We start from the raw sequence: 12,523 nt of genomic DNA, 5'->3' as shown, positions 1-12,523 counted from the left end.
TCAGAAGCTTACGGCAGGTCGGGCGAATCCTATCCGCCGCGACATGCTGTAAGGTGCGGCCAGACGCGGCATTGAAAGCTCCTGCAGGATCGTTAGGTTCACGTCTCGGAGACCCATATGCCGCTTTCCACTATTGTCGATCCCAAAGCCGCGAAAGCCCCTGGCCCACGACCGGTCGGGCATCCGCCCGTCAAGACCGGCAAGATAGGGGTCATGCTGGTCAACCTTGGAACACCCGACGGCACCGAGTTCAGGCCGATGTGGCGTTATCTCAGGGAGTTCCTGTCTGATCCACGCGTTATCGAACTCAACAAGGCGATCTGGTATCCCATCCTCTATGGACTGGTGCTGACCACGCGACCGAAGAAGTCGGGCGCCAACTACGCCAGGATCTGGAACCGGGAGAAGAACGAGTCGCCTTTGCGAACCTATACCCGCGCACAAGGTGAAAAACTGGCCGAGGCGCTACGCGATCTGCCCAACGTGGTCGTCGACTGGGCGATGCGCTACGGCAACCCTTCGACGTCGAGCGTCGCCGAAAGGCTGGTCGCACAAGGCTGCGATCGCATCCTGAGCTTTCCACTCTATCCGCAATATTCGGCGACGACGACCGCCACCGCAAACGACCAGCTGTTTCGCGCCTTGATGAAGATGCGGGCGGCACCTGCCGTCCGCAGCGTGCCGCCCTATTATGATGAGCCAGTCTACATCGAGGCGCTGGCCAGTTCGATCGAACGGCACCTGGCGACCCTGGATTTCCAGCCCGAGGTGGTCATCGCCTCCTATCACGGCATTCCAAAACCCTATTTTGAGAAGGGCGATCCCTATCATTGCCATTGCCTGAAGACGACGCGGCTGCTGCGCGACAGGCTCGGCTGGGACGAAAGAAAACTGATCACCACGTTCCAATCACGCTTCGGGGCGCAAGAATGGCTGCAGCCCTACACCGACAAGACTGTGGAGAAACTGGCCAAGGACGGCGTCAAGTCGATCGCCATCGTCAATCCGGGGTTTTCAGTCGACTGCATCGAGACGCTGGATGAGATTGGCCGCGAAGCGGCCGAGACCTTCCACCATGCCGGCGGCAAGAACTTCGCCCACATACCATGCCTGAATGACAGCCCTGAAGGCATGGCGGTGATCGAAGCGATGGTACGGCGCGAGCTGTCAGGCTGGGCTTGATGCCGGAACAACACCAGCTCCGGAGCGTTGAGCAGCGCCTCCGGAGAACTCAATGCTCCGCAAACTTGACCTCAGCACTGGCCGGCCCGTCTGGTCCGCCTATCGGGCGCCCGCGGTACCGACTGGCAGTCTGACCCGGGACGTCAAGACCGATGTGCTTATCGTCGGCATGGGCATCAGCGGCGCCATGATGGCCGAGGCGCTGACAGCCGGCGCTCACGCCGTGATCTGCATCGACCGGCGTGGGCCGCTGAAAGGATCGACGGCGGCAACAACCGCGCTTGTGCAATTCGAGATCGACCAGCCGCTTTCAACGCTCTCGAGGATGATCGGCAAGGGCCAGGCACGGCAGGCCTGGCGACGCTCCCGGCTAGCCGTTTCCAACCTTGCCGCCCGCATCGCCGAACTCGGCATCAACTGCGGCATAAGCCGCACCCAATCGCTTTATCTGGCTGGCACCGTGCTCGGCCCATCGGAACTCCGGGACGAAGCCGAGGCGCGGCAGATGGCCGGCATCGGCGCGACCTATCTTACATCGGCGCCATTGGCCGGAGCATTCGGCATCGATCGGGGTGGCGCCATCCTGAGCCATGGCAACATCGCGCTCGACCCTCGCAAGCTGACGGCAGGGCTGCTGCTCAAGGCGCTGGAGCGCAAGGCACGTTTATACGCTCCCGTCGAAGCGACGGCGATCGAGGACAGCGCCGATGAGATGGTGGTGGCAACCATGGACGGCCCCACCATCACGGCACGGCATGTTGTCCTGGCCACCGGTTACGAGCTGATCGACATCGTGCCGGCGGCCGCTCACCGGGTCATCTCGACATGGGCGATTGCGACATGTCCGCAACCACGGAAGCTCTGGCCGGGCGCGGCGTTCATCTGGGAGGCGTCGGATCCCTACCTCTATGTCAGGGCAACCGCCGATGGCCGGGTCATCTGCGGCGGCGAGGACGAGGAATTCCTTGACGAGACGCGGCGCGATAAGCTGATAGCCGACAAAAGCGCCCGCATTGCCGCAAAACTCGACCTGATGTTTCCGCACCTCGACACCCGGCCCGACTTTGCCTGGACCGGCTCCTTCGGCACCACGACCACTGGCCTCCCCTACATCGGCGCCATTCCCAGGCACCCGCGCATCCATGCCGTGATGGGTTATGGCGGCAACGGCATTACCTTCTCGCGCATCGCCGCCGAGATCATCTCTGCTTCGATCGGCGGGCTTGAAGACACGGATGCAAGCCTGTTTGCCTTCAACCGCTGAGTGCATACCCACAAACAATCCCTCATCACCTGATTGTAACGTTCCTGAAACACACTTAAGTCTTTGGTGAAGCCGGTTGCGCGGGAATGGCTCGCGCGGCCTGCCCATGAGGGAGGGCCAAATGGATTTCAGTGGTTTCGATATTGCGGTCGTTGTTCTGGTGGCGCTTGTCGTACTGGTGCTGTTCAAGGGCATCAAGACAATCCCACAGGGATACAACTATACCGTCGAACGCTTTGGTCGTTACACCAAGACACTGAGCCCCGGCTTGAACCTCATCTTTCCGTTCGTCGATCGCATCGGCGCCAAGATGAACATGATGGAACAGGTGCTCGACGTTCCGAGCCAGGAGATCATCACCCGCGACAATGCCATCGTCGGTGTCGACGGCATCGCTTTCTACCAGATCCTCAATGCGGCACAGGCCGCCTATCAGGTTGCCGGCCTGCAGAACGCCATCCTCAACCTGACGATGACCAACATCCGTACCGTCATGGGTTCGATGGACCTCGATGAGCTGTTGTCGAACCGCGACGCCATCAACGAGCGCCTGCTGCGCGTCGTCGACGAGGCCGCGCATCCTTGGGGCATCAAGATCACCCGCGTCGAGATCAAGGATATCAACCCGCCCGCCAACCTGATCGAATCGATGGGCCGCCAGATGACCGCCGAGCGCAACAAGCGCGCGCAGATCCTGGCCGCCGAGGGCCTCAAGCAGTCGCAGATCCTCGAAGCGGAGGGCCGCAAGGAAGCCGCCTTCCGCGACGCCGAGGCGCGCGAACGCTCCGCCGAAGCGGAAGCCCGCGCCACCCAGGTGGTGTCGGAAGCGATCTCCAAGGGCGACGTCCAGGCACTGAACTACTTCGTCGCCCAAAAATACACCGAGGCGCTGGGCAAGATCGGCACCGCCACCAACAGCAAGATCGTGCTGATGCCTTTCGAGGCATCGTCGCTGATCGGCTCGCTCGGGGGTATCGGCGAAATCGCCAAGGAAGTCTTTCGCAGCGAAGGCACGACCGGCGCGCAAAGGCAGGCGGCACGTCCGCCCGTCGTCAGGCCCTCCGACAACTGAGATAGGCCACTCTCATGATCGACCGCATCGTTTCTGAACTCGGGCCGTGGAACTGGATGGTTCTGGGCTTCGTGCTGCTGGTGGTAGAGGTCATCGCACCGGGTTTCTTCATGCTTTGGATCGGCATCGCCGCTCTGATCGTCGGCGCGGTGTCGCTGCTGATCTGGGATGTCGCCATCTGGACATGGCAGGTCCAGGTGCTGCTATTCCTCGTGCTGTCGCTGGTTTCAGCCTTTGTCGGCAAGAAACTCATGGGCGGACACGACCAGCCAACCGATCAGCCGCTGCTCAATCGCCGTGGCGCCCAGATGGTCGGCAGGATGGCGACGCTCGCCGAACCGATCCGCGACGGTCGTGGCCGCATCAAGCTCGGCGACACGCTGTGGCGTGTCTCCGGCCCCGATCTGCCCGCCGGCACTCAGGTTCGTGTGACAAGCGCCGCGGACACGGATCTGGAACTGACGGTGGAGCGGGTCTGAATTCCAGCGAGTGCCAACGCGCTAAAGTATTGAGATTCAGGTCAGGCCAAGTCGTGAACGATTGGTTTCGGGTCGCTCTTGCGACGAGCAGGGCGGACATTAAGTCCGTGCGCTCCGGCCTATGCCGGAAGCGCAGGAAGCCTTCGCTCGCAGGCCGGCCTCACCTGAAGATCAATATCTTAGGCGGCGCCGATGCGCAGCAGGTCGTGGAAATGCACCACGCCCAGCGGCATGTTGTTCCTGGTCACCACCAGCGCACCGACATTGTGCTCGTTGAGCAGCGCGATCGCAGTGCCTGCAAGCGTCTGCGGGTCGACCGTCTTGGGTGTGCGGGTCATCACCTCGTCGACGATGACGTCGGCCAGGTTGCGGTGCAGGTTGCGCGCGACATCGCCATCGGTGATGATCCCGGCCAACTCGCCATTGGCGTCGACGATCAGCACGCAGCCGACCTTCTTCTGCGACAGCGTCATCACCGCTTCCGGCATCTTGGTGCCGAGCGAAGCCAGCGGCATCTGCTCGCCGACCCGCATGATCTCGGAGACCATGGTCAGGTTGGCGCCGAGCTGGCCGCCGGGATGGAAGGTGCGGAAATGGTCCGGCGTGAAGCCGCGCGCCTCGAGCAGCGCGATCGCCAGCGCATCGCCGATGACCAGTTGCAGCAGCGTCGACGTCGTCGGCGCCAGGCCGTGCGGGCAGGCTTCCGGGGTGCGCGGCAAAAGCAGCACGACGTCGGCCGCGCGCGCCAGCGCCGAGGTTTCTCCGGAGGTGATGGCGATGAGTGGAATGGAGAAGCGCCTGGAATAGGCGACGATGCCCATCATCTCCTTGCTCTCGCCCGACCACGAGATCGCGACGATGGCGTCGTCCCTGGCGATCATGCCGAGATCGCCATGATTGGCCTCGACGGGATGGACGAAGAAGGCCGGCGTGCCGGTCGAGGCCAGCGTCGCGGCGATCTTCGAACCGATATGGCCGCTTTTGCCGACACCGGTGACGATGAGCCGGCCCTCGATCTTCGAGATCGTCTCGACGGCCTGGGCAAAGGGTGCCGCCAGTCCGTTCTCAAGCGCCTCGGCAAGGGCCGCGATTCCCGCCTGTTCGGTTGTTACCGTTCTCAGCGCCGATTCGATCGACGCTTGCCTGTCCAGAGGCTTCTTATCGAGAGATCTCGCATGCATGGGTGATGCGATTAGCGCTTTGCCGCCCGCCTGTCCAACAGAAATGGCCTCTGCATGACGGACGGCCGGATGTGTGCGGTCGTTGGGGACGACGACAAGGATCAAAATAGAAGGCACGACGCGGACCCGCATTGGCGCCCGCGGAAATCCGCGTTTGGAGCCAGTCCTGCGCGCGGCCTCAACCCTCCGTTAACCATCCCCATTTACGGTTCGGTAAGTATGGCGCGCGTGCGCCGCGCAGGCAGTGGTGGCGATGTCCGGGGTCCAGCCAGAAAAATTGAGAGGACGACAGGGCAAGGCGATCTGCGCCTTGCTGCTGGCGACCAGCATCCTTGCCTTGCTGCGTTCCACGCCACTCCATGCCCAGGAAACGGAATTGCGCGGAGAAGTGTCGGAATCGGCGATCCTGTCTGACCAGCAGCGCAAGGCGAGAAACCTGGTTCTTGCACAGCAAGCGGCGGCCAATGCGGCCGCGCAGGACCATGCGCCGGCGCGAACCTATCTGCCGGCCAGCGCCGGCGCCGTGCCTGACGACGCGGACGCCGCGGACTCGGCCACCAGCGTCTTCGACCCGCCCCAGGCCGGCGACGATGCCTCCGCCGACGCGCCCACGCCGCCCAAGCCACGCCGCGCTTCGACCGCCAGGCAGAATGCGGCCGACAAGGCAAAGGACAAGGTCGCCGACAAAAAGAAGAAGAAAAAGAACACCATGGCGGCTACGGATCCAACCACCACCGCCACGACGGCCGCGACCGACGACACCGCCGATATCGCGGCGGATCAGGAAGCGGCCAATCGCCGTGCACTCACCATCGACAGTGTGGACAGGCAGAAACTCGACCCTGGCGCCGAGCGCACCGCTGCAATCGAGGGCCAGAACAAGAAAGCCGAGGACGATCCGTTCGCCGCCACCGGCGTCAAATGGGGCTCCTTCATCATCCGGCCGACCATCGAACAGGGGCTGACGGCGACGACGAACGGCGATTCGAGCAGTGCCGGCACATCGGCGCTGCTGTCCGAGACGGCGCTGCGCTTTACCGCCGCTTCCGACTGGCGTGAAAACGCCGCGACCATCGACGGCTACGGAATTTTCCGTGAAACCGTGTCGGGCTACCCGGTTCACGATGCGCAGGGGCGCATCGAAGGCCAGCTCAATGTCGACCTCGACAATGACTTGCGTGCCATCGCCAAGCTCGGCTACGAAGCCGTGCCGGAATCCGCGTCCTCGCCCGATGCCATCGCTGGCGTCAGCACCCAGCCGCTGCGGCAGACCATCGACGGCAGCATCGGCGTCGAAAAGGCCGTCGGCAAGATGCAGTATACGTTGACCGGGGCGGTCTCGCACGACTTCTATGGTGACGCCAAGCTCTCGGACGGCACCTCGCTGTCGCAGAAAGATCAGGACAATACGCTCTACACTGCAACCTTGCGCACCGGCTACGAGATCTCCCCCGCGCTCACGCCCTTCACCGAGATCGAGGTCGGCCGCCGGGCCTACGACCAGCGCATCGACAATGAAGGCTTCGAGCGCTCCTCGACGCGTCTTGGCGCCCGCGCCGGCTTGCAACTCGATATGGGCGAGAAGCTGTCGGGCGAATTCTCGGCCGGTTGGCTCAGAGAGGCGATCGACGACAACAGCCTGGAAGCGATTTCGGGGGCCACCCTCAATGCCGACCTCAAATGGTCGCCGCAGCGCGGCACCACCATCGGCTTGACCGGCAAGACCACCGTCGAGACCACGACCACATCGGGCGAAAGCGGCGATATCCTCTATTCCGGACGCCTGGCGGGCGAGCGCGTGATCCGATCCAATCTTACCGCGAATGCGGCCTTGGGCCTGGATTGGCGCGATTATGTCGGCATTGACGGCCATGACAGGATCTTGAGCGCCGAGGCCGGGCTGACCTGGTGGCTGAACCGCTATGCGGGCCTCACCAGCAGGGTAAGGACCGAAAAGCTGACCAGTAACCTGCCCGGCCGCGACTACACCGCCAACAGCATCTTCGTCGGCGTGAAGGTGCAGCGCTGAAGGCGTGTGCGCCAAGGTATGGCGAGAGTCAGGGTCGGGCCGAGTCGAGAATGGCTGATACCGAGAGCCTTTATGTACGTGAGCACAGTTCTACTGCGGCGCGGTAGAATGGGGAAGCGTAGGAAGCGGCCATTCGCAGGCCGGCATCACCTGAATATCGGCATGCCCTAAAAGGCTGCCCCGCGCCGTTCTGATGGCTTCATCTCGTCGAGCAGTGTGCGGATAACGCCGGCCATGCTCTGGTTCATGTCGTTGCGCCACAGCGCGAAGGCGACATTGGCCTCGACGAAACCTTCCGGCGAGCCGCAATCGAAGGTGCGGCCCTTATAATGGTAGCCGTAGAAGGCCTGCTGCTTCTCCAGCTTCAGCATCGCGTCGGTCAGCTGGATCTCGTTCCCGGCGCCCTTTTCCTGGCCTTCCAGAATCCTAAAGATCTCGGGCTGCAGGATGTAGCGGCCGTTGATGTAGAGGTTGGACGGCGCGGTGCCCGGCTTCGGCTTCTCGACCATCTCGGTGATGCGGAAGCCGTGATGCGTGTCTTCGCCGCGCCCGACGATGCCGTATTTATGAGCCTCCGCCGGGTCGCATTCCTGCACCGCGATGATGTTGTTGCCGGTCTCCTCGTAGAGCTCGACCATCGCCTTCGTGCAGCTCTTTTCCGACTGCATGATCATGTCGGGCAACAACAGGGCGAACGGCTCATCGCCGACCAGTTCGCGCGCACACCAGACGGCATGGCCAAGACCCATCGGCACCTGCTGGCGGGTGAAGCTGGTCTGCCCCGGTGCCGGCTGCAGCCGCTGCAGGCGGGCAAGCTGCTCGTCCTTGCCGCGTTGTGCCAGCGTATCATAGAGTTCGAACTGGATATCGAAATGGTCCTCGATGACCGCCTTGTTGCGGCCTGTGACGAAGATGAAATGCTCGATGCCCGCCTCGCGCGCCTCGTCGACGACATACTGGATGACTGGCCTGTCAACGACGGTCAGCATCTCCTTGGGAACAGCCTTGGTGGCCGGGAGAAACCGCGTGCCGAGACCGGCGACCGGGAAAACTGCCTTGCGAACTCTCTTCATACTTTCAATTATCCGTTTGCTGGCCAGCTCCGCAATCCCCGTCCCCCGACATTTTCGCGCCGGAATTGAAGATTAGTGGAACGGCTGAGGGAAACTCCCGCCGGTTAAAGCATCGAGGTGTCTTTTCGTTCCAGCCGACGCCTATGGTAAACTAATTCCTAACCCGGTTCGGCGAAGAATGGTTTTTCCTGGGACAGAGAAGGAGGAAAAGATGTCCGTTCGCAATGCCGCAAAACGTTTCGCCAGCGTCATGACGGCGGCCAGCCTCTCGCTCGCTTTGCTTGTCCCCACCGGGCCGGCCTTCGCCGACGCCGGTTTCCGGCAATGGGTCGCCGGCTTCCGCGCCACCGCCGTGGCGGGTGGCGTTTCCGGCGCCGTTTACGACCAGGCTTTCCGGGGCATCAACGAGCCCGATCCGGTGGTGCTGGAAAAGGCCCGCACCCAGCCCGAATTCACCGCGCCCGCCTGGGATTATTTCGACAACCGCGTCCATGACCAGTCCGTCGCCGTCGGGCAGCAGATGGCGAAGAAATGGAAGCCTTGGCTGGACAGGATCGAGGCGAGATTCGGCGTCGACCGCTACGTTCTCCTGGCCATCTGGTCGATGGAATCGAACTATGGCGAAATTCTCAAGCGCGACGACATCATGCGCAACGTCATCCGTTCGCTGGCGACTTTGGGTTATGGCGACGCGAAACGGTCGAAATACGCCCGCACCCAGCTGGTCGCGGCGCTGAAGATCCTGCAGACCGGCGATATCGACGAAAGCCACCTGATGGGCTCCTGGGCGGGCGCCATGGGCCAGACCCAGTTCATCCCGACCAGCTACCAGCACTATGCCGTCGACATGGACGGCAATGGCAAGCGCGACATCTGGAATTCCATTCCCGATGCGCTGGCGACATCAGCCAATTTGCTCAAGAAGAATGGCTGGCAGGCCGGCAAGACCTGGGGCTACGAGGTCGCGTTGCCGGCCGGCAAACTTCCCGCCGGGTCGAAGACCCTGGCGCAATGGCAGGCGCTCGGCGTGGGCCGCGCCAGCGGCAAGCCGTTCAAGAACCTCACCGACAAGGCAACGCTGAAAGTGCCGGACGGCCGTGGCGGGCCGGCCTTCCTGATGGTCAGGAATTTTTCGGTCATCAAGGCCTACAACAATGCCGACAAATACGCGCTCGCCGTCGGTCTGCTTGCCGATGAGATCGCGGGTGGCAGGGGCCTGGTCCAGGATTGGAACCGGCCTTTTACCAAGCTCAGCTTCGAGGAACGGCAGGAGTTGCAGAAGCGACTTTCCCAGCACGGCCTTTACGACGGCAAATTCGACGGCAAGATCGGCGACGGCTCGAAGACGGCCATCATGGCTTATCAGGCCAAGGTTGGCTTGACCCAGGATGGCTATCCGAGCTTGGAAGTGCTGAAATGGCTCAGGCAGAAATAGAGCCTGACGAAGTTGAGTAGGGAGGGAGCGATTGGTTTGGCCTACGCGCATCGGGACGTTCGTCCGTCGCATGCCGGTGCTGATCCTGGCCTTCGCCGTGCTCGCCATTGCCGTGGCCGGAGCTGTCCATGCCCCAGCCATGGCGCAGGAACAGCCGCAGCAAAGCCGGGGCTGGTCATTGCGCGACCTTCTGTTTCCGCGCCGCAGCGAGCGGGTCGAGCCGCCGCAGGACATCCAGAAGGCGAGACCTAAGCCGAAGAAGAAACCGCGTGCGCCTCGCCCACCAGAGGAGCCGGCAACGCCCGTGGTCGAAAAAGCGCCGGACGCCCGCACCGTCCTGGTGGTCGGCGACTTCATGGCGGCCGGCCTCGCCGAGGGTCTGGACGAAGCCTTCGCCGAGAATACCGGCGTCAGGATCGTTGTCCGCAGCAATGGCTCGTCAGGCTTCGTGCGCGATGATTTCTACAACTGGCCCGAACAGATCAAATCGCTGATCGACACCGAAAAACCCGCCGCGGTGGTCGTCATGCTGGGTTCGAACGACCGCCAGCAGATGAAGGTCGGCGACGTGCGCGAACAGCCCCGCTCCGAAAATTGGATCAAGGAATACGAGCGCCGCACCGATGAGCTGGGCAAGGCAATCGCCACCGCCAAGGTGCCTTTCCTGTGGGTCGGCATGCCGGCCTTCCGGGTGCCGAAGATGACCTCCGACATGCTGGCGTTCAACGACATCTACCACAAGGCGGCTGAAAGCCACGGCGGCGAATTCGTCGATGTCTGGGACGGCTTCGTCGACGAGAACGGCGCCTTCGTCACCTCTGGCCCCGACATGAACGGCCAGCCAGTGCGACTGCGCGCCGATGACGGCATCAACGTGTCCAAAGCCGGCAAGCGCAAGCTCGCCTTCTACACCGAAAAGCCGCTGCTTAAGATCCTTGGACTGGCCGCGCCGGGAAACGTGGCACCGACGACGGCGCCGGCGGGCGCACCGGTCGAGACCCCCGCTCCGGCGGCCGCGCCCATCGTCATCGATCGCACCCAACCCATGCTGCTCAGCGATCCCGCGCTCGATGGCGGCACAGAATTGCTCGGCGCCGCCCCGCCGCCGAAGGCCAATCCGGCTCTTCCTGGCGAAAGGCTGGTGATCGAGGGAAAGGCGCCGGAGGCTTCCCCAGGTCGCGCCGACGACTTTTCCCGGCCGCCGAAGGCAAGTCCGGCGACAGCGGCAGCGTCCGACACCACCACGGCGATCAGCCCTTAACGCGGCAGGACGGTCGTCCCCATCAGCGCCTCGTCGATCGAGCGTGCCGCCTGGCGGCCTTCGCGGATCGCCCAGACGACCAGCGACTGGCCACGGCGCACGTCGCCCGCCGCGTAGAGCCGGTCGACGCTGGTCCTATAGTCGCGGTCATTGGCCTCGACATTCCTGGAACGGCGGCTGTCGGTGGTGATCTTCATTTCACCCTCAAGTTCCGCCGCAACACCCGCCATCGCCGGGCCGGCAAAACCGATGGCGATGAAGGCGAGATCGGCGCGGATGACGAATTCGGTGCCGGCGATCGGCTTGCGCTTGTCGTCGACCTCGCAGCACTTCACGCCCGTAAGCTGGCCTTCCTCGCCGATGAATTCGAGTGTCGCCACCTGGAATTCGCGCTCGGCGCCCTCGGCCTGCGAGGACGAGGTGCGCATCTTGGTCGCCCAGTAGGGCCAGACGGAGAGCTTGTCTTCCTTCTCGGGCGGCTGCGGACGGATGTCGAGCTGGGTGACGCGCACCGCACCCTGGCGGAAGGCGGTGCCGACGCAGTCGGACGCGGTGTCGCCGCCGCCGACGACGACGACATGCTGGCCACCGGCGATGATTGGATGCGACGGCCATGCCACCGACTGGATCGGTTCGCCGCCGACGCGGCGGTTCTGCTGCACCAGATAGGGCATCGCGTCATGCACGCCGCCGAGATCGTCACCGGGAATGCCGGCAGCGCGCGGCGTTTCCGAACCACCGCAATAGAGCACGGCGTCATGTTCGGCGAGGAGTTCAGCCACAGGCTTGTCGACGCCGACATTGACGCCGCAATGGAAGGTGACGCCCTCGCCCTGCATCTGTTCGATGCGCCGGTCGATATAATGCTTCTCGATCTTGAAGTCGGGGATGCCGTAGCGCATCAGCCCGCCGGGGCGGCTCTCGCGCTCATAGACATGCACGTCGTGACCGGCGCGGCCAAGCTGCTGGGCGGCCGCCATGCCGGCTGGGCCGGAGCCGATGATGGCGACCCGCTTGCCGGTCTTCTTCTCCGGCGGATAGGGCCTGATGTGGCCGGTCTCGTAAGCCTTGTCCGCGATCGCCTGCTCCACCGTCTTGATGGCGACCGGAATGTCCTCGAGGTTCAGCGTGCAGGCTTCCTCGCAAGGCGCGGGGCAGATGCGGCCGGTGAACTCCGGGAAATTGTTGGTCGAGTGCAGGTTGCGGATCGCGTTGTCCCAGTCCCTGTTGTAGACGAGGTCGTTCCAGTCGGGGATCTGGTTGTGGATCGGACAGCCCGTTGGCCCATGGCAGAACGGAATGCCGCAATCCATGCAGCGCGCGGCCTGTTTCTCGACTTCCTTGTCCGACATCGGCAGCGTGAATTCGCGGAAATGCCGGATGCGGTCGGAGGCCGGCTGGTACTTGTGCACCTGCCGGTCGATTTCGAGAAAGCCTGTTACCTTGCCCATAGTCCAGTTCCTGCTGTCCAGATGGTGCGGTTTTCGCCGCACCCGTTAACCTCTTGAGGCAGCCGTGGCAACCTTGAGCCCGAGGTCAAACTGTCG

At 63.2% G+C, this 12,523-nt stretch carries 10 protein-coding genes; 7 read left to right on the top strand and 3 right to left on the bottom strand.

Going from position 1 to position 12,523, the window contains the following annotated elements; genetic code table 11:
- Positions 1–117 precede the first annotated feature (117 nt).
- The 4 genes from hemH to FJ954_RS14740 all read left to right on the top strand — a co-directional run bounded on the left by hemH (position 118) and on the right by FJ954_RS14740 (position 3,997).
- Positions 118–1,182, top strand: a complete 1,065-nt coding sequence (gene hemH / locus FJ954_RS14755; protein WP_140661787.1) for a ferrochelatase — start codon at positions 118–120, stop codon at positions 1,180–1,182.
- 52 nt (positions 1,183–1,234) lie between these two features.
- Positions 1,235–2,446 (top strand): FAD-binding oxidoreductase, encoded by a 1,212-nt coding sequence (locus FJ954_RS14750; RefSeq protein ID WP_140661786.1) that lies wholly within the window; start codon positions 1,235–1,237, stop codon positions 2,444–2,446.
- Positions 2,447–2,567: 121 nt separating this feature from the next.
- Positions 2,568–3,518, top strand: a complete 951-nt coding sequence (locus FJ954_RS14745; RefSeq protein WP_015315843.1) for an SPFH domain-containing protein — start codon at positions 2,568–2,570, stop codon at positions 3,516–3,518.
- Between the two features lie 14 nt (positions 3,519–3,532).
- The gene (locus FJ954_RS14740; protein ID WP_015315842.1) at positions 3,533–3,997 is read left to right on the top strand and encodes an NfeD family protein; all 465 of its coding nucleotides are present in this window, start codon (positions 3,533–3,535) and stop codon (positions 3,995–3,997) included.
- A 179-nt stretch (positions 3,998–4,176) separates the two neighbouring features.
- On the opposite strand, the gene FJ954_RS14735 is transcribed toward FJ954_RS14740, so the two are convergent.
- Positions 4,177–5,178, bottom strand: a complete 1,002-nt coding sequence (locus FJ954_RS14735; RefSeq protein ID WP_015315841.1) for a KpsF/GutQ family sugar-phosphate isomerase — start codon at positions 5,176–5,178, stop codon at positions 4,177–4,179.
- A gap of 253 nt (positions 5,179–5,431) precedes the next feature.
- Here FJ954_RS14735 and FJ954_RS14730 point away from each other — a divergent pair, with 253 nt between their 5' ends.
- Positions 5,432–7,207: an outer membrane beta-barrel protein gene (locus FJ954_RS14730; RefSeq protein WP_181177817.1), complete on the top strand. Its 1,776-nt coding sequence runs from the start codon at positions 5,432–5,434 to the stop codon at positions 7,205–7,207.
- 167 nt (positions 7,208–7,374) lie between these two features.
- On the opposite strand, the gene galU is transcribed toward FJ954_RS14730, so the two are convergent.
- Complete coding sequence (gene galU, locus FJ954_RS14725; protein ID WP_181177824.1) at positions 7,375–8,289, bottom strand: UTP--glucose-1-phosphate uridylyltransferase GalU; 915 nt, start codon at positions 8,287–8,289, stop codon at positions 7,375–7,377.
- A 202-nt stretch (positions 8,290–8,491) separates the two neighbouring features.
- On the opposite strand from galU, the gene FJ954_RS14720 reads away from it, so the two are divergent.
- Positions 8,492–9,715, top strand: a complete 1,224-nt coding sequence (locus tag FJ954_RS14720) for a lytic murein transglycosylase (RefSeq protein WP_140661784.1) — start codon at positions 8,492–8,494, stop codon at positions 9,713–9,715.
- A 70-nt stretch (positions 9,716–9,785) separates the two neighbouring features.
- Positions 9,786–10,976, top strand: coding sequence for a DUF459 domain-containing protein (locus FJ954_RS14715; protein ID WP_140661855.1), 1,191 nt, complete (start codon positions 9,786–9,788; stop codon positions 10,974–10,976).
- Here the strand turns inward: FJ954_RS14715 and FJ954_RS14710 are convergent.
- Entirely contained in the window at positions 10,973–12,427 is a 1,455-nt protein-coding gene (locus tag FJ954_RS14710; protein ID WP_140661783.1) for a glutamate synthase subunit beta, read from the bottom strand. The two genes, FJ954_RS14715 and FJ954_RS14710, sit on opposite strands and share 4 nt — an antisense overlap.
- Positions 12,428–12,523: the final 96 nt, after the last annotated feature.

Source organism: Mesorhizobium sp. B2-3-15 (genome assembly GCF_006442875.1).
GTDB classification, from domain to species: Bacteria; Pseudomonadota; Alphaproteobacteria; order Rhizobiales; family Rhizobiaceae; genus Mesorhizobium; species Mesorhizobium australicum.
The sequence above is the reverse complement of the archived record's forward strand: the minus strand, read 5'-3'. Positions and strand labels throughout refer to the sequence as shown.